The sequence below is a fragment of the Pseudomonas sp. UBA2684 genome (genome assembly GCA_002354655.1).
Lineage (GTDB): Bacteria > Pseudomonadota > Gammaproteobacteria > Pseudomonadales > Pseudomonadaceae > Aquipseudomonas.
On record DELY01000018.1, the window covers coordinates 1 to 16,748 of the forward strand.

Here is a 16,748-nt window from a genome sequence, read left to right on the forward strand (position 1 = left end):
GAAAAAATAGGCTATGTCCCAGTGACGTGTTGCAGGAGAAGCCGCTCTTTTGTGGGAGCGGATTTATCCGCGAAAATCTTTGAAAACTGAAGATCTTTCGCGGCTAAAGCCGCTCCCACGTGACGGCGGTGTGCATCAACAGTTAACGAGTGCAGAGCCTTTTTTATGGCTATGCGTTAACGCCTGTGAGCCGGCGAGACGATGCCTGATGCGCCGTAACCCGCCATGCGGGCAGGACGACCACCGCCTGGTGGGTTACGTGGCGCACCAACCCTACGGTTGATGCGTAAGCCCGGCTCTGCGCCACTCACCTACCCTACAAAAGCCATGTGCAACAGGTAGTTAAGACAGCACTTTGCATGGCCCGCATGCAACCCATCGCAAGCGCCACAAGTCGCTCCTTTTATCGGCTGAAGCATCCAGCGCTTGGCGATTGCAGCGCTGCAATCTAAAATATGGAACCAAGTTCCAATAAATCAAAATTGCCCTTAAAAGGAGAAACGCCCATGCCTGCCGATGCCTCAACAGCAACCCGGATCGACTGCGATGTGCTGGTCATCGGCTCCGGCGCGGCCGGCCTGGCGGCGGCGGTAACGGCTGCCTGGCATGGGCAGCAGGTGGTCGTGGTCGAGAAGGATGTGGTGTTCGGCGGCGCCAGCGCCTGGTCGGGCGGCTGGATGTGGGTGCCGCGCAACCCGCTGGCCCGGCGCGCCGGTATCGAGGAAGACATCGAGCAGCCGCGCAGCTACCTGCGCCATGAGCTGGGCGAGCATTTCAATGCCGAGTTGGTGGATGCCTTCCTCGAAGCTTGCCCGCATATGGTTGGCTTCTTCGAGCAGCACAGCAGCCTGCAATTCGTCGACGGCAACGCCATCCCCGACATGCACGGTGCCAGCCCCGGCGCCGCCACCGGCGGCCATCAGGTGATCGCCGCGCCCTATGACGCCCGGAAAGTCGGCGCGTTGTTGCCACGCCTGCGCAAGACCATGCCCGAGACCTCGTTCCTGGGCATGCCGATCATGGCCGGTGCCGACCTCGCCGCCTTCCTCAGCCTGACCCGCTCGCCCAAAGCCGCGCTGCATGTGGCCAAACGCGTCATCACCCACCTCTATCACCTGGTCCGTTACGGCCGCGCCATGCACCTGGTCAACGGCGTGGCGCTGGTGGCACGGCTGGCCAAGTCGGCGGTGGATCTGGGCGTGCAACTCATCGAAGCGACCCCGGCCCAGCACCTGCTGACAGAGGACGGCCGCGTCTGTGGCGCACAGGTCCTGCGCCATGGCACGGCATTGAATATTCACGCACGCAAGGCGGTGGTACTGGCCGCCGGTGGTTTCGCCAATGACCTCGAACGGCGGCGGGTGTTGTTCCCGCGCACCCCCACCGGCCACGAACACCTGGCTCTGCCCCCGGCGGCCTGCAACGGTGACGGCCTGCGTTTGGGCGAGGCCGTCGGCGCGCGTTTCAACAGCGACCTCAAGTCGCCGGTGGCCTGGGCGCCGGTATCGCGGGTGCCCTATGCCGATGGTCGCGTCGGTCACTTTCCGCACATCATCGACCGCGGCAAGCCTGGGGTGATCGGCGTGCTGAAAAACGGCCAGCGTTTCGTCAACGAGGCCGGCGGCTACTACGACTACACGGCGGCCATGGTCGAGAGCGCGGCCGAGGGTGACGCGGTGTGTTCCTGGCTGATCTGCGACCACCGTTTCATCCGCCGCTACGGCCTAGGCATCGCCCGCCCGGCGCCGCTGCCATTGTGGTCGGTCCTGCGCAGCGGCTACCTCAAGCGCGGCCACAGCATCGACGCCTTGGCGCGCGCCTGCGGCATCGCTCCAGCCGGGTTGGTCGCCACGGTTGCGGCCTTCAACCAACATGCGCGCAACGGCGAAGACCCCGCCTTCGGCCGCGGCTCGACTGCCTTCAACCGGCGCAACGGCGATACCACGCACAGCGGCGCCAACCCCTGTGTGGCACCCATCGAACACGGACCGTTCTATGCGGTGAAAGTCGAACCCGGCTGCTTTGGCACCTTCGCCGGCCTCAGCACCAATGGCCAGGCGCAGGTGTTGGACGGCCAGGCGCAGCCGATCCCCGGCCTGTATGCCGTGGGCAGCGACATGGCCAGCGTGATGGGCGGCCACTACCCGTCCGGCGGCATCAACCTCGGCCCCGCGCTGACCTTCGGCTACATCGCCGGCCGTCACATCGCTGGGGTGACCGCCTACGAGTAACCAGGCTCGTGGGCAGGTCAGTTCCCACAACACCTGGCCACCTTGCTCGCGGGTTGTACCGGCAGCGCCATTACTGCTCGCGGCTGAAGCCCCTCCTACAGAGCGGGGTGCGGCAGGTGGCGGGGGGCGATCTTGTTTGCTTTGTGTGGGAGGGGCTTTAGCCGCGAGCGGTTGATCCGTCGGCAAAGAGCGCGGCGGTCCGCCAACTGCGATGAAAAAACCGCCGACACGACACCAACAGGGCCGGCGGCGGTTAGAGGAAACCTGCGGCGTTAGAAAACGTTACTCGTCGAGCGACTCCACGCCCAACTCATCCCACACGGCTTCGGCCAGGTGGAAAGTGGCGTTGGCCGCCGGAATGCCGCAGTAGATCGCGCTCTGCATCAGCACTTCCTTGATCTCGTCACGGCTCACGCCGTTGTTCTTCGCCGCACGCAGGTGCAGCTTCAGTTCGCCTTCGCGGTTCATGCCGATCAGCATGGCAATGGTGATCAGGCTGCGGGTATGCCGTGGCAAACCCGGACGGGTCCAGATATCGCCCCAGGCATGGCGGGTGATCATCTCCTGGAACTCCTGGTTGAACGACGTGATGTTTTCCAGGCTGCGATCCACATGGGCATCGCCGAGCACCGCGCGGCGCACCTGCATACCGGCCTCGTAGCGTTGTTTCTCGTCCATTGCGACTCTCCGACTCAAGCCTTGAGGAAATCCACCAACGCCTGGGTAAAGGCGCTGCCCGCTTCGACGTTGGACAGGTGCGCGGCGTGGAACTCGACATACTGCGCGCCCGGGATGCCCGCTTGCAGGAAGCGGCCGTGCTGCGGGGTGGTGACCACGTCGGCGCTGCCGGCGACGATCAGCGTCGGCACCTTGATCGCGCCGAGTTGCTCGCGGTAGTCGGCATCGCGCACCGCCGCGCAATTGGCGGCATAACCCAGCGGCGGCGTGGCAGCGAGCATCTCGGTGATCAGCCCGGCCTGCTGCGGCTGCGCATCGGCAAACGCCGGGGTGAACCAGCGGGCGATGGAGGCATCGCGTAGGTCACGCATGGCTTGCGCGCCGCCCTGCTCGACCAGCTCGATGCGGGTGTTCCACACCTCGTCAGAGGCGATCTTCGCCGCGGTGTTGCACAGCACCAGCTTGAGCAGGCGCTCGCCGGCGTTGATGCCCAGCCACTGACCGATCAGGCCGCCCATCGACAGGCCGCAAAAATGCGCCCGGGCAATGTCCAGGTGATCGAGCAAGGCCAGCACATCGCCGCCCAGTTGCTCGATGCGGTAAGGCCCCGGCGTGACCAGCGACTCGCCGTGCCCCCGGGTGTCGAAACGCAGGACGCGAAACTGTTCGCGCAGCACCGGCATCTGCACGTCCCACATGTGCAGGTCGGTGCCCAGCGAATTGCACAGCACCAGTACCGGCGCACCGGCCGGGCCTTCGAGTTGGTAATGCAGATCGCCATCGGCGAGGTGGACAACGGACACGACAGACTCCTTAAACAGACAGGCCGCGATGATCGGCCACGGCCCGCGCAACCCAGCGGCGCGCCTGGCCCAGATAGCCGGCGGGATCGAGCAGACGATCCAGCTCGGCGGCATTCAGCTGTGCGCTCACTGCGGCGTTATCGGCGAGTACCGCACGCAAGTGGCGACGCTCGGCAATGGCCTGACGGCAGCATTGTTCGATCAGGTGATGGGCGCTATCGCGGCCGATGCGTTGCGCCAGGGCGATGCTCACCGCCTCGGCCAGCACCAGGCCCTGGGTCAGGTCGAGGTTGCTGCGCATGCGCGCGGCATCCACTTCCAGCCCCGGCACGGCGATCAACGCCTGTTGCAGCGCACCGGACAGCAGGCAGCACAGTTCCGGCAACGTGTCCCACTCGGCATGCCACAGCCCGAGGCTGCGCTCGTGCTCCTGCGGCATGGCCGCCAGCATCGTCGCCACCAAGCCCGGTGCGCGGGTGGCGGCGGCGATCAGCACTGCCGCGCCAACCGGGTTGCGCTTGTGCGGCATGGTCGACGAGCCGCCCTTGCCCGGTGCCGACGGCTCGAAGGCTTCGCCGACATCGGTTTGCATCAACAGACTCAGGTCGCGACCGAGCTTGCCCAGGCTGCCGGCAAGCATGCCAAGCAGCGCGGCGAACTCCACCAGACGGTCGCGCTGGGTGTGCCAGGGCGCATCCGGCAGACCCAGGCCCAGTTCCTCGGCGAGGGCTTCGGACACCGGCCAGGCCTGCTCGCCGAGCGCGGCCAGGGTGCCGGCGGCGCCGCCAAATTGCAGCACCAGCAGGCGCGGCTTGAGTTCGGCCAGGCGCTGACGATGGCGGTTGAGCGCGCCGAGCAGCCCGGCCAGTTTCATCCCCAGGGTCACCGGCGTGGCGTGTTGCAACCAGGTGCGCCCCGGCAACACGCTGTCGGCATGCCGCTCGGCTTGCAGCGCCAGGGCGTCGCCCAGTTGCGCCAGGTCGCGCTCCAGCAAGGCGATGGCCTGACGCAGTTGCAGCACCAAACCGCTGTCCATGGCGTCCTGGCTGGTGGCGCCGAGGTGCACATAGCGCTCGGCCTCGGCATCGCTGGCGGCCACCCGCTGGCCGAGCATCTTGACCAGGGGAATTGCCGAGTTACCGGCGCTGGCAATGGCCTCGGCCAGGGCGCAGAAATCATAGAGCTCGGCGCGGCAGGCGGCGGCGATGGGCGCCACGGCAGCCGTCGGGATCAAGCCGACGCGGGCCTCGGCGCGGGCCAGCGCCGCTTCGAAATCGAGCATGCCCTGCACCCGGCCGGCATCGCAGAACAGCGCGCGCATGGCCGGGCTGGTGAAGTAGGCATCGAAGAGTTGATTGCTCACGGATCGAAGGTTTCCAAGAGATGTGCTTTCGTAGGATGGGTTAGCCACAGGCGTAACCCATCATGAATCAGCATCAGGTCGTATCGCTACGTTCAGGTGCTAATTCACATTGTAGGAGCCAGCTTGCTGGCGATCCGGGAACGCCCCATCGCCAGCAAGCTGGCTCCTACACAAGCCCCTGCGGCTTGGGGTTCAGACACGCTCGATGGCCAGCGCCAGCCCCTGGCCAACCCCCACGCACATGGTTGCCAGGCCCAGCTTGCCGCCGGTCTTTTCCAGGTGATGCAGGGCGGTCAGCACCAGGCGGTTACCGCTCATGCCCAGTGGGTGGCCGAGGGCGATGGCGCCGCCGTTCGGATTGACCTTGGCGCTGTCGTCGGCCAGACCGAGTGCACGGGTGACCGCCAGGCCCTGGGCGGCGAAGGCTTCGTTCAGCTCGATAACGTCGAAGGCATCAATGCTCAGTTCCAGGCGCGCCAGCAGTTTGCGCACCGCCGGCACGGGGCCGATGCCCATCACCCGTGGGGCGACGCCGCCGCTGGCCATGCCGAGCACCTTGGCGCGCGGTTTGAGGCCATATTTAGCGACGGCGTCGGCGGACGCCAGGATCATCGCCGAGGCGCCGTCATTCAGGCCCGAGGCGTTGCCGGCGGTGACCGTCTGATCCGCACCGTTGACCGGCTTGAGCTTGGCCAATGCCGCGGCCGTGGTGTCGGCGCGCGGGTGCTCGTCGGTGTCGACGATGGTCTCGCCCTTCTTGGTCTTGATCAGCACCGGGACGATTTCCTCGGCGTAGTAGCCGGATTCCTGGGCGGCGGCGGCGCGCTGCTGGCTGCGCAGGGCAAAGGCGTCCTGGTCGGCGCGGCTGATGCCGTAATCGGCGGCAACGTTGTCGCCGGTCACCGGCATCGTGTCGACGCCGTAGTGCTCCTTCATCGCCGGATTGACGAAACGCCAGCCGAGGGTGGTGTCTTCGAGTTTCTGCGCGCGGCCAAAGGCGCTGTCGGCCTTGCCCATGACGTAGGGCGCACGGGTCATCGACTCGACGCCGGCGGCAATGGCCAGCTGCATTTCACCGCTGGCGATGGCGCGGAAGGCGGCGCCGACCGCTTCCATGCCCGAGGCGCACAGGCGATTGAGGGTGACCCCCGGCACGCTCGGCGGCAGACCGGCGAGCAGCAGCGCCATGCGCGCGACGTTGCGATTATCTTCGCCGGACTGGTTGGCGCAGCCCATGAACACCTCGTCCACGGCGCTCCAGTCGACCTGCGGGTTGCGCTCGACCAGTGCCTTGAGCGGAATGGCCGCCAGGTCGTCGGCACGCACCGTCGCCAACGCGCCGTTGAGGCGGCCGATGGGGGTGCGCACGGCGTCGCAGATATAGACCTCGCGAGTCATTCTTCACCCCCGGCCTGGCCGTGGGCGGCCGCGGTGCGCGCTTCCAGGGCACGCAGGGCGCTCAGTTCGCTTTCGCTCGGCGCGGCGGTTTCGGTCAGGGTGTCGGCGAAGCGGATCTGCCAGCCAGTGGCTTCGATCACCTGCTCGCGGGTCACGCCGGGGTGCAGCGCGGTGACGATGAATTCGTTGCTGCCGGCTTCCGGCTCCATGGTGCACAGGTCGGTGATGATGCCGACCGGCCCGGCGCCCGGCAGGCCGAGGCGTTTGCGATGATCGCCGCCGTCGCCGTGACCGACCGAGGTGATAAAGGCCAGTTTGTCGACGAAGGTGCGGTGGCTCTGCTTGAGGATGATCAGCACCTGCTTGGCCGAACCGGCGATCTCCGGTGCGCCGCCGGCACCCGGCAGACGGACTTTCGGCCGGTGGTAATCGCCGATCACCGTGGTGTTGATGTTGCCGAACTTGTCGACCTGGGCCGCGCCGAGGAAACCGACGTCGATGCGCCCGCCTTGCAGCCAGTAGCGGAAAATCTCGCCCGTCGGCACCACGGTGTCGGCGGTCTCGGCCAGCTCGCCGTCGCCAATCGACAGCGGCAGCACGCTCGGCTTGGCGCCAATCGGACCGGATTCGTAGATCAGCACCACGTCCGGCGACGAAGTCAGGCGCGCCAGGTTGGCGGCCTTGGACGGCAGGCCGATGCCGACGAAGCACACCGCGCCGTTGTTCAGGCGGCGGGCAGCGGCCACGGTCATCATTTCATTGGTGCTGTAGGCGCTCATTACTTGGCCTCCTGCTGCGCGGCCAGCTTGGCCTGGGCTAGTTTTTCTTGAAAGCCGGCGAAATCGGCGGTGCCACGGATGTATTCGTCGATCCAGGCGGTGAAGGTTTCACGGTCACGGGCAATCGGGTCCCAGGCCTGGTAGAAGCGGTTGTCGCGCTCCGAGTAGCCGAGGGCGTAGGACGGATGCGCGCCGCCCGGGACGTGGCAGACTGCAGTCAGCGCCCAGCTCGGCAGCACGCAGGCGTTCATCGGCGCGTTGAGGTCGTCGACGATTTCCTCGACGGTGACGATGCAGCGCTTGGCCGCCAGAGCCGCTTCCTTCTGCACGCCGAGAATGCCCCAGAGCAGCACGTTGCCCTTGCGGTCGGCTTTCTGCGCGTGGATCACGGTGACATCCGGGCGCACCGACGGCACCGCTGCCAGCACTTCGCCGGTGAACGGGCAGGTAACGGTCTTGATCAGCGGGTTGACCTTGGGCAGATCGGAGCCGGCGTAAGCGCGCAGCACCGCGAACGGCAAGCCCGAGGCACCGGCGACATAGGCGTTGGCCATGTCCGCGTGGCTGTGCTCTTCGAGCTCCAGCGGCTGCGGCCAGCCCTTCTCCACGGCGTCGCGCAGGCGGTGCAGGGAACCAACGCCAGGGTTGCCGCCCCAGGAGAAGATCAGTTTCTTCGCGCAACCGGCGCCGATCAGCAGGTCGTAGACCAGGTCGGGAGTCATGCGCACCAGGGTCAGATCCTGCTTGCCCTGACGAATCAGCTCGTGCGACGCGGCAGTCGGGATCAGGTGGGTGAAGCCTTCGAGGGCGACGGTGTCACCGTCGTTGACGAAGCGCTTGACCGCTTCGCCAAGGGAAATGATTTCAGCCATCGGTGTTGCTCTCGCTCGGTTGACGGTGCCACCTTTTGCAAGGTGGCGGGTGGATTAACAGTAGGCCCAGGCCGGCCGGCAAACAATCCGATAATCGCCATAGTGTTCGATTATCGAACTATTCTGTGCAATCCAGCAGGCCGCGCATCGCCACGGCCAGTTCCTGCTGGGTCGCCAGGCGTTGGACGATGCGCTCGACGATTTCCACCCGCGCGGTGGCGCCCTGGCGCATCTCGGCCATGGCCTGCAAGGCGGTGGCCGATTGCGCCAGCCCGGCCTGGGTGGAGTCGTCGACCTGCTGCAAGCCGCTGCGCGCATCGGCGGCGGCGCGTTGCAGGCCGCCGACGATCTGGCGAATCTGCTCGCTGGCATCATTGGCGCGCCGCGCCAGGTGGCGCACCTCGTCTGCCACCACGGCGAAACCACGGCCCTGCTCCCCTGCCCTGGCCGCCTCGATGGCGGCGTTGAGGGCGAGCAGGTTGGTCTGCCGGGCGATGTCCTGGATGCTGCCGACGATGGTGCCGATGCGTTGGGACTGCTCGCCCAGGTCATCGAAGACCTGGGTGATCGGCACCATAAAACTGGCCAGCTCGCCAATCGTGGCGGTCGAGGCCTGAATACTGTCGGCGCTCAGGCGCACGTTGGCGCCGGCGTTACGCGCCAACTGGTTGGCGTACTGCATGTCCGCCTGGCTCAGGGCAATCGCTTCGCCCAACTCCGCCAGGCGCGCATTCAGTTCGCCCACGGGCAAGACGGGCTTAGGTACAACCGGCGCAGGCTGCAAGACCGGTTCAGGTGGCGCCGGTACATCCGCGACCACCATGGGCTCAGGCTCGCTCACGGGCGCAGGCAGCGACTCGCGTGAGCGCGGTATCGCCGCCAGGCAGCAGAGCACCAGCAACCCGGCAAGAACCTGTTGCGACAAATCCTCACCGAGCACCAGCAGCACACCGCCGATAAGGGCGGCAAGCAGCGGCAAAACGGACTGTTTCATGGCTTTCTCCACGTCAAAGCGCGCCTCTGCGGCGCGCTTCGTACTGTCAGAACAGGCTCAGGGTGTAGCTGAGAATCAGGCGGTTCTCGTCGATGTCCGAGCGGTAGTTGGAGCGCGCGGTGACGTTGCGCAGGCGCACGCCGACGTTTTTCAGCGGGCCGCTCTGCACCACGTAGCCGATATCCAGGTCGCGCTCGAAGTCCTTGCCCTCGTAGCGCGGGCCGCCGCGATTGGTCGCCTGCACATCGACGTTGTCGCCCTTGATATAGCGCACCCCGGCCACCAGGCCCGGCACGCCCATGGCGGCGAAGTCATAGTCGTAGCGCACCTGCCAGGAGCGCTCGTCGGCCGAGGCGAACTCGAAGGTCGGCACCTCGTTACCCAGCGGAGTGACGTTGGCGAACACCCGTGGGAAGGCGCTGTCGCCGAACATCGACTGGTAACCCAGGTAGAAGGTGTGGCCGCCGTGCTTGGCCGACAGCAGGGAGAAAAACGCCTGGTTGTCGATAGCGCCGAGCAAACGGTCGCCGTCCTCCTGGGCGTCGTAGAAACCCAGGTTGGCGCCCAGGGTCCAGTCGCCCAGCGGCTCGCTGTGTTTGAGGCCGAGGAAGCGCTGGTTGTAGATGTCTTGCAGTTGCCCGTACCAGGCGCTGGCGGTGGTGCGCTTGGCGTTGAAGGCGTAATCGGCGCCGGCGTAGTTGAAGGCGTCGCTATTCGCCGCGCGCTGCGGCAGGTGGCCGAGCATGGCCAGCATCTTGTCGTCGCCGGCTTCGTTGCGCAGGCTGGTGGAATTGAGGTGACCGGCTTGCAGGGTCAGCCCGGCGATCTCGTTGGAGACCAGGCTGGCGCCCTGGTAGCTCGGCGGCAACAGGCGAATATCGCTGAAGCTCAGCACCGGCAGGTTGGGTTGCAGCTCGCCGACTTTCAGCTCGGTCTGCGACAGGCGCAGCTTCAGCGCCGCACCGACGCGGCTGTAGTCGTCGGCCGCCTCGCCGCTGGCCAGGGTCGGCAGCAGACCGCTGTTGACCCGGTCGCGGCTGCTGTCGAGCTTGAGGCCGAGCAGGCCGATGGCATCCACGCCGAAACCGACGGTGCCCGGGGTGTAGCCGGATTTGAAGTTGAGGATAAAGCCCTGGGCCCACTCCTCGGCCTTGGACTGTCGGTTCGGCCCGACGATGTCGGAGAAGTCGCGGCTGAAGTAATAGTTGCGTGCCTGCAAGGTGGCGGTCGCATCCTCGAAAAATCCGCTTTCGGCGGCCAGGACGGTGAATGGCAGGCTCGCGCCGGCGCACAACAACAGACGGGTTGCGTTCGGATACTGGTTCATCGGTTTGCTCTTGTTGTTATTGGATAGGTGGCACTCGCCCACGCAAGGCGGGTGGTTTTACGGCAGCCCTGTGGCCTTCGCCCAGGGCCGCGATAAATCGACGGTCAGCGCGCGGCCTCCTGGGCGGAGCCGACGGCAGTGGCCGACGCGGCTGGCCGGCGCACGCTGAGCAACAAGTGGGCGGCGATGCCGAAGATCAGCCCCCAGAACGCCGCGGACAGACCCAGCAAAGACATCCCCGAGGCGCTGACCAGGAAGGTGATCAGCGCTGCCTCGCGGTCATCCGGTACGGCCATGGCTCCAGCTAACGCGCCGGCGATGGCGCCAAACAGGGCCAGCCCGGCCAGCGCGGCGATCAACTCCTTGGGAAAGGCGGTGAACAGCGACACCAGGGTGGCGCCGAACAGCCCCAGCAGCAGGTAGGCCACACCGCCGACCACGCCGGCGACATAGCGCTTGCGCGGGTCTTCGTGGGCTTCGCGACCGGTGCAGATGGCCGCGGTGATGGCCGCCAGGTTCAGGCCGTGGCAGCCGAACGGCGCCAACAGCAGGCTGCCCAGGGCGCTGCTGGCAATGATCGGGCGCGCCGGGGTGGCGTAGCCGGCGTTGCGCAGCACCGCCATGCCGGGGACGAACTGCCCGGTCAGCGCCACCATCACCAGTGGCAAGGCGATGTTCAGGGTCGCCGCCAGGGTGAATTCAGGGCTGATCCACAGCGGCGTGGCCAGGCCGCTCAGCAGTGCCTCGCTGCGCAACTCGCCGCTGCCGATGGCGATCAGGCAGCCAACCAGCAACACCGCCATCACCGCATAGCGCGGCAACAGGCGTTTGCACAGCAGGTAGGTGGCGAACATCGCCAGCACCAGCACGGGTTTGCTGTGCAGCGAGACGAACAGCCCGGTGCCGAAGCTGAACAGGATGCCGGCGAGCATGCCGGCGGAAATCGCCGCCGGCAGTTTGCCGATAATCCGGTCGAAGGCGCCGGACACGCCGACCACAAAGATGATCAGGCTGGCGACGATATAGGCGCCGACCGCCTCGTTCAGGCTGATCTGCGGCAACAGCGAGACCAGCAGCGCCGAACCGGGCGCGGACCAGGCGATGATCACCGGCACTTTATAGCGCAGGCTCAAGCCGATACCGAGCACGGCGCTGCCGATGGAAATCGCCCAGACCCAGGACGACAGCTCGGCGTGACTCATGCCGGCGCTGGCCGCCGCCTGGAAAATGATCACCAACGGCCCGGCATAGGAAATCACCGTGGCGATAAAACCGGCGACCAGGGCCGACAGGGAAAAATCGTCAATCAAGGCTTTCATGGGGCCTCGCAAGGTATTGATGGCGTCCATCAAGGGGCGCTCTTGTTTTAACCGTAGGAGCGGGCCATGCCCGCGATCGCGGCCATGGGCCGCTCCTACAAAAAGCCGCCCGCAGAAAGATCCTGGTGCGCGCGGCCTGGACGGCCCCGCGCTCCCTACGGTCGACGCATCACGCCCCCTGCAACGCCCGCGGACGGTTGCTGCGCTGCTCGGCCAGCGGCGCCGGGGCCTGCTGCAACTGGAAGTCGAATTCCAGCTCGGCGAAGCGCCCGTCCACGCCACGGTCATGGGCTGCGGCCGCGTCATCGATAAAGCGGATATCGCCGACCAGGCCCTCGCGGGTGGCGTAGGCGAAGTCGTCCCACAGGTACTGGTCGCCAGCCAGGTTGATTTGCGTGGTCAGGTGGCGATGCCCCGGCGCGGAGATGAAGAAGTGGATGTGCGCCGGACGCTGACCGTGGCGGCCGAGCAGGTCGAGGCATTCCTGGGTCGGGCCATCCGGCGAGCAACCGTAGCCGCTGGGCACGATGCTGCGCGCGCGGTAGCGCCCTGCGCTGTCGGTGACGATGCGCCGACGCAGGTTGTAGTCGCTCTGGCTCTGGTCGAAGTAGGAATAGTTGCCCTGGGTGTTGGCATGCCACAGATCGACCACCGCACCGGCCACCGGCTGCCCGGCGCTGTTGCGCACCACGCCCTGGAGGAACATCACGGTGCCGGCCTCGCGGCCGTCGTCCATGCGCGCCTCGCCTTCGCAGAGCGGCGCGCCGGCCACGTACAGCGGCCCTTCGATGGTGCGCGGGGTGCCGCCGGCCAGGCCGACCTGGGCATCCTTGGCGTCCTGCAGCAGGTCGAGGAAATGCTCCAGGCCCAGGCCGGCCACCAGCAGGCCCGCCTCATTGCGCCCGCCGAGGCGGTTGAGGTAATCCACCGCCGTCCAGAACTCGTCGTCCGTGACGTGCAGGTCTTCGATGAGCTTGGCCGCGTCGCTGACGATGCGCAGTATCAGTTGCTTGAGGCGTGGGCTGCCCTGCTGGTTATTGAGGCCGCTGGCCTCGTTGAACAGGTCCTGGACTTCGGCGGTATGGCTGACTTTCACGGTCATGTTGGGGTCCTCGTTGTTGTTCTGGCTAGGCGTTGCACACGCGGTTAACGGTCGTCGGCATGCACCGAGGACGGGTGCCGGCACAGCGGCGTGACCTCGATGTCCATGTAGGGGAACAGCGGCAGTTGCAGCAGGGTGTCGTGCAGCGCCTCGACGCTGTCCAGGTCGAACACGCTGTAGTTGGCGTAGTGCCCGGCGATGCGCCACAGGTGGCGCCATTTGCCTTCGCGCATCAGGCGCTGGGCCAGTTCCTTCTCGTCGGCCTTGATCCGTGCGGCCTTCGCCGGGTCCATGTCGGCCGGCAGCCGGACAGTCATCTTTACGTGGAACAGCATGGGTCGATCTCCTCGATCACTTGCGGGCGAAGAACGCCAGGCGCTCTTCATCCAGGCTCAGGCCCAGACCGGGAGTGCGCGGCACGTGTAGGGCGAAGTCGCGGTAGACCGGCGCCTCGCGGACGATCTCCTCGGTCAGCAGCAGCGGGCCGAACAGCTCGGTGCCCCAGGTCAGTTGCCGGAGGGTGACAAAGGCATGGGCCGAAGCCAGGGTGCCGATAGCGCCCTCCAGCATGGTCCCGCCGTACAGGGCGATGCCGGCCGCTTCGGCGATCTGCGCGGTGCGCAATACCGCGCGCGGGCCGCCGTTCTTGGCGATTTTCAGGGCGAAGATGCTGGCGGCGCCGTCGGCGGCCAGGCTGAAGGCGTCCTCGACGCTTTCGATCGATTCGTCGGCCATGATCGGCGCCGGGCTGCGCTGGTTGAGGCGCACCTGCCCGGCCCGGTTGATCCGCGAGATCGGCTGTTCGATCAGGTCGATGCCGTTGTCGCCGAGTACCTGGCAGGCGCGGATGGCCTGCGACTCGTCCCAGTACTGGTTGACGTCGACGCGCACGCTGGCGCGCTCGCCCAACGCCCGCTTGATGGCGATGACGTGAGCCAGGTCCTGGTTCAGCGGATTGGCGCCGATCTTCAGCTTGAACAGGCGATGACGGCGCAGGTCGAGCATCTGCTCGGCTTCGGCGATGTCCTTGGCGGTATCGCCGCTGGCCAGGGTCCAGGCCACCTCCAGGCTGTCGCGCACACGGCCGCCGAGCAGTTCGCTGACCGGCAGGCCGAGGCGCTTGCCCTGGGCGTCGAGCAAGGCGCTCTCCAGCCCGGACTTGGCGAAGGTATTGCCCTTGGCGGCCTTGTCCAGACGCAACATGGCGGCATTGATATTGGCCGCGTCCTGACCGATCAACAGCGCTGCCAGGTGGCTGTCGATATTGCGCTTGATGCTTTCCGGGCTTTCGTTGCCGTAGGCCAGGCCACCGATGGTGGTCGACTCGCCGAGGCCTTCGATGCCATCGCTGCAGCGCAGGCGAATGACCACCAAGGTCTGCTGCTGCATGGTGTGCATCGCCAGCTTGTGCGGGCGGATGGTCGGCAGATCGACAATGATCGCCTCGATGCTTTCGATCAGGACTGGGCTCATTTCACTCTTCCAGGTTCAAGGTTGCGGCTCAGGCCTTGGCCGCCGCCAGTGCCACGGACGGTGCCTGCCGGCGCTGGGCGCTGATGGCGAACACGCTCATGGCGATGGCGGCAATGGCGCCGGGGATGGCGAAAGCCATGAAATTCAGTTGCAGCGGCAGGTTGATGCCCATCAGCGCACCGCCGAGCAGCGGGCCGACGATGGCGCCGTTGCGGCCGATGCCCGAGGCCCAGCCGAGACCGGTGGAGCGGATCGACAGGCCATAGAATTGCGCGGCGCAGGCATACAGCAGGATCTGCGTGCCGATGGTGGTGGCGCCGGCCACAGTGATCAGCAGATAGAGCAGTACGGGCGGGCTGTTGAAACCGAGCAGGCTGATCGACACGGCAGCCGCGACAAAGAACCCCACCATCACCTTGACCAGGTTGAAGCGGTCGCCCAGCCAGCCGCCGAGAATCGCGCCCGCCATGCCGCCGAAGTTCAGCGCCAGCAGGAACGACAGGCTTGAACCCAGGCTGTAGCCGGCGTTGGCCATCAGTTTGGGCAGCCAGGAACTCAGCGCGTAGACCATCAGCAGGCAGCAGAAGAACGCCACCCACAGGCTCAGCGTGCGCAGCGCGCGGCCCTCGCGGAACAGTTCGAGCACGGCCACGCCCTTGCCCTTGGTATCGCTCATCACCAGCTCGTCGGCCGAGTTGCCGACCAGGCTCGGTTCGATGCGTTGCAAGATGGCACGGGCTTCGGCATGGCGACCCTGGCGGATCAGGAAACCCACCGATTCCGGCAGCAGCCAGAGGATCAACGGCAACAGCAGCAGCGGGATGGCGGCGGCGAAGAACATCGACTCCCAGCCAAAACGCGGCAGCATGTAGATGCCCACGCCGGCGGCCAGCATGCCGCCCACCGAGTAGCCGCTGAACATGATCGCCACCAGGGTGCTACGCAGGCGCTTGGGCGCATATTCGTTCATCAGCGCCACGGCATTGGGCATCAGCCCGCCGCAGCCGAGCCCGGCGAGGAAGCGGCAGATGCCGAATTCGGTGGGGTTGCTGGCGAAGCCGTTGACGATGGTCGCCGTGCTGAACAGGGCAAAGCAGATGGCGATGCCCTTCTTGCGCCCGATCTTGTCGGCCAGGGTGCCGAACGCCAAGGCGCCGAACATCATGCCGAACAGCGCGTAGCTGCCCAGGGCGCCGGCTTCGAGCGGGGTCAGGCCCCACTCTTGCATGATTGCCGGCAGCACCACGCCGTAAATGAACAGGTCATAACCGTCGAAGATCAACAGCAGCGCGCACAGGCTCATGACCATCCAGTGAAAGCGGCTAAAGCGTGCGTTGTCGATGATTTGGTGAACATCTATCTGTCGCATGGCATCGGTTCTCTCTGTTGTTTTTGTTGTGAAAAGCTCATGTGGTGCTTTTGTAGGGACCTGTTAGCCCAGGTCGCCGCCGCCCACGGGCAGGGTGACGCCGGTGATATAGGCGGCCTCGTCGGAGGCCAGGAAGAGGATCGCGCCGACCTGCTCGTCGATCGTGCCGTAGCGTTTCATCAGGCTGCTGTGCAGGGTCTGGTCGACGATCTGCCGATACCAACCCTGCTCCTGCTCGCTCTGTTCGGCGCTGTTGCGCGGGATACGGCGTGGCGGCGCCTCGGTGCCGCCCGGCGCGGTGGCGTTGACGCGGATGCCACGCTCGGCGGTCTCGAAGGCCAGGCAGGCGGTCAGCGCATTCACCCCGCCCTTGGCGGCGCCGTAGGGCACGCGGTTGACCCCGCGGGTGGCGATGGAGGAGACGTTGACGATGGCGCCACGGCCCTGCTTGAGCATCTGCGGCAGCGCGGCATGGCAGCACCACAGGGTCGGGAACAGCGAGCGGCGCACTTCCGCCTCGATCTCGTGTTCGGCGTAGTGCTCGAACGGCTTGGCCCAGATGGTGCCGCCGACGTTGTTGATCAGGATGTCGAGGCGAGCGAAGCGCTCGACCGCCGCCGCCATGACCCGCTGGCAGTCGGCAAATTGTTCGAGGTCGGCGGTCAGGGTCAGCACCCCGGCCTGCTCGGCCAGTTCGTGGACCAGCTCGGAGCGGTCCACCGCGAGCACCTGGCCACCCTCGGCCAGCAGGCGCTCGGCAACCCGGCGGCCGATGCCCTGGGCGGCGCCGGTGACCACCGCGACCTTGTCTTGAAAACGCATATTCATAGTCCCGACCTCGCGCCATGCTGGCAGCCGTAACCCGCATGCAAGCCGGGCTACCTTTCGAATAAAACAGGCCCGCTCACTCAGTGAGCGAACCAAAGGAGCGTTTAGGCGCTGGCGGCGAACTTCTCGTAATAGAAATTCGCCGGCGCGATGCCCTGTTCGCGGATGTACTGGCTGACCGCCTCGACCATCGGCGGCGGGCCGCACAGGTA

At 66.3% G+C, this 16,748-nt stretch carries 15 protein-coding genes and 1 pseudogene; 1 reads left to right on the forward strand and 15 read right to left on the reverse strand.

From position 1 onward, the window contains the following. Positions 1–506: 506 nt before the first annotated feature. The gene (locus B3M58_RS07815; RefSeq protein ID WP_296218102.1) at positions 507–2,231 is read left to right on the forward strand and encodes an FAD-dependent oxidoreductase; all 1,725 of its coding nucleotides are present in this window, start codon (positions 507–509) and stop codon (positions 2,229–2,231) included. A gap of 282 nt (positions 2,232–2,513) precedes the next feature. On the opposite strand, the gene pcaC is transcribed toward B3M58_RS07815, so the two are convergent. From pcaC to B3M58_RS07890, 15 genes and pseudogenes are all read right to left on the reverse strand, one after another. Beyond that, positions 2,514–2,909 (reverse strand): 4-carboxymuconolactone decarboxylase, encoded by a 396-nt coding sequence (gene pcaC, locus B3M58_RS07820; protein ID WP_296218104.1) that lies wholly within the window; start codon positions 2,907–2,909, stop codon positions 2,514–2,516. Positions 2,910–2,923: 14 nt separating this feature from the next. Further along, on the reverse strand, positions 2,924–3,712 hold the full coding sequence (pcaD, locus tag B3M58_RS07825; protein WP_296218106.1) for a 3-oxoadipate enol-lactonase: 789 nt from the start codon (positions 3,710–3,712) through the stop codon (positions 2,924–2,926). Positions 3,713–3,722: 10 nt separating this feature from the next. Further along, positions 3,723–5,075, reverse strand: coding sequence for a 3-carboxy-cis,cis-muconate cycloisomerase (locus B3M58_RS07830; protein WP_414704064.1), 1,353 nt, complete (start codon positions 5,073–5,075; stop codon positions 3,723–3,725). Between the two features lie 192 nt (positions 5,076–5,267). Next, the gene (gene pcaF, locus B3M58_RS07835; RefSeq protein ID WP_296218110.1) at positions 5,268–6,473 is read right to left on the reverse strand and encodes a 3-oxoadipyl-CoA thiolase; all 1,206 of its coding nucleotides are present in this window, start codon (positions 6,471–6,473) and stop codon (positions 5,268–5,270) included. After that, the gene (locus tag B3M58_RS07840; RefSeq protein WP_296218112.1) at positions 6,470–7,252 is read right to left on the reverse strand and encodes a CoA-transferase subunit beta; all 783 of its coding nucleotides are present in this window, start codon (positions 7,250–7,252) and stop codon (positions 6,470–6,472) included. Before B3M58_RS07840 ends, pcaF begins: the two co-directional genes overlap by 4 nt. Further along, positions 7,252–8,124: a CoA transferase subunit A gene (locus tag B3M58_RS07845; protein ID WP_296218113.1), complete on the reverse strand. Its 873-nt coding sequence runs from the start codon at positions 8,122–8,124 to the stop codon at positions 7,252–7,254. The genes B3M58_RS07840 and B3M58_RS07845 overlap by 1 nt, the downstream gene beginning before the upstream one ends. Before the next feature lie 118 nt (positions 8,125–8,242). Then, positions 8,243–9,118, reverse strand: coding sequence for a methyl-accepting chemotaxis protein (locus B3M58_RS07850; RefSeq protein WP_296218114.1), 876 nt, complete (start codon positions 9,116–9,118; stop codon positions 8,243–8,245). A 46-nt stretch (positions 9,119–9,164) separates the two neighbouring features. Further along, on the reverse strand, positions 9,165–10,445 hold the full coding sequence (locus B3M58_RS07855) for an OprD family porin (RefSeq protein ID WP_296218115.1): 1,281 nt from the start codon (positions 10,443–10,445) through the stop codon (positions 9,165–9,167). Between the two features lie 104 nt (positions 10,446–10,549). Beyond that, positions 10,550–11,764, reverse strand: coding sequence for a benzoate/H(+) symporter BenE family transporter (locus tag B3M58_RS07860; RefSeq protein WP_296218116.1), 1,215 nt, complete (start codon positions 11,762–11,764; stop codon positions 10,550–10,552). Positions 11,765–11,933: 169 nt separating this feature from the next. Beyond that, positions 11,934–12,866, reverse strand: a complete 933-nt coding sequence (gene catA / locus B3M58_RS07865) for a catechol 1,2-dioxygenase (RefSeq protein ID WP_296218117.1) — start codon at positions 12,864–12,866, stop codon at positions 11,934–11,936. A gap of 44 nt (positions 12,867–12,910) precedes the next feature. Further along, complete coding sequence (catC, locus tag B3M58_RS07870; protein ID WP_296218118.1) at positions 12,911–13,201, reverse strand: muconolactone Delta-isomerase; 291 nt, start codon at positions 13,199–13,201, stop codon at positions 12,911–12,913. Positions 13,202–13,217: 16 nt separating this feature from the next. Continuing rightward, positions 13,218–14,339, reverse strand: coding sequence for a muconate cycloisomerase family protein (locus B3M58_RS07875; protein WP_296218119.1), 1,122 nt, complete (start codon positions 14,337–14,339; stop codon positions 13,218–13,220). Between the two features lie 28 nt (positions 14,340–14,367). Then, positions 14,368–15,708 (reverse strand): MFS transporter, encoded by a 1,341-nt coding sequence (locus B3M58_RS07880; RefSeq protein WP_296218121.1) that lies wholly within the window; start codon positions 15,706–15,708, stop codon positions 14,368–14,370. Between the two features lie 63 nt (positions 15,709–15,771). Continuing rightward, complete coding sequence (locus tag B3M58_RS07885) at positions 15,772–16,536, reverse strand: 1,6-dihydroxycyclohexa-2,4-diene-1-carboxylate dehydrogenase (protein ID WP_296218123.1); 765 nt, start codon at positions 16,534–16,536, stop codon at positions 15,772–15,774. A gap of 104 nt (positions 16,537–16,640) precedes the next feature. Beyond that, a pseudogene (locus B3M58_RS07890) lies at positions 16,641–16,748 on the reverse strand (NADH oxidase); the annotation flags it as partial.

Excerpts from the sequence above, each read along its gene's own strand:
- catA (WP_296218117.1), bottom strand. The coding sequence starts at position 12,866 with ATGACCGTGAAAGTCAGCCATACCGCCGAAGTCCAGGACCTGTTCAAC.
- B3M58_RS07860 (WP_296218116.1), bottom strand. The coding sequence starts at position 11,764 with ATGAAAGCCTTGATTGACGATTTTTCCCTGTCGGCCCTGGTCGCCGGT.
- B3M58_RS07855 (WP_296218115.1), bottom strand. The coding sequence starts at position 10,445 with ATGAACCAGTATCCGAACGCAACCCGTCTGTTGTTGTGCGCCGGCGCG.
- pcaF (WP_296218110.1), bottom strand. The coding sequence starts at position 6,473 with ATGACTCGCGAGGTCTATATCTGCGACGCCGTGCGCACCCCCATCGGC.
- B3M58_RS07840 (WP_296218112.1), bottom strand. The coding sequence starts at position 7,252 with ATGAGCGCCTACAGCACCAATGAAATGATGACCGTGGCCGCTGCCCGC.
- B3M58_RS07845 (WP_296218113.1), bottom strand. The coding sequence starts at position 8,124 with ATGGCTGAAATCATTTCCCTTGGCGAAGCGGTCAAGCGCTTCGTCAAC.
- B3M58_RS07880 (WP_296218121.1), bottom strand. The coding sequence starts at position 15,708 with ATGCGACAGATAGATGTTCACCAAATCATCGACAACGCACGCTTTAGC.
- B3M58_RS07875 (WP_296218119.1), bottom strand. The coding sequence starts at position 14,339 with ATGAGCCCAGTCCTGATCGAAAGCATCGAGGCGATCATTGTCGATCTG.
- B3M58_RS07885 (WP_296218123.1), bottom strand. The coding sequence starts at position 16,536 with ATGAATATGCGTTTTCAAGACAAGGTCGCGGTGGTCACCGGCGCCGCC.
- B3M58_RS07850 (WP_296218114.1), bottom strand. The coding sequence starts at position 9,118 with ATGAAACAGTCCGTTTTGCCGCTGCTTGCCGCCCTTATCGGCGGTGTG.
- pcaC (WP_296218104.1), bottom strand. The coding sequence starts at position 2,909 with ATGGACGAGAAACAACGCTACGAGGCCGGTATGCAGGTGCGCCGCGCG.
- B3M58_RS07815 (WP_296218102.1), top strand. The coding sequence starts at position 507 with ATGCCTGCCGATGCCTCAACAGCAACCCGGATCGACTGCGATGTGCTG.
- catC (WP_296218118.1), bottom strand. The coding sequence starts at position 13,201 with ATGCTGTTCCACGTAAAGATGACTGTCCGGCTGCCGGCCGACATGGAC.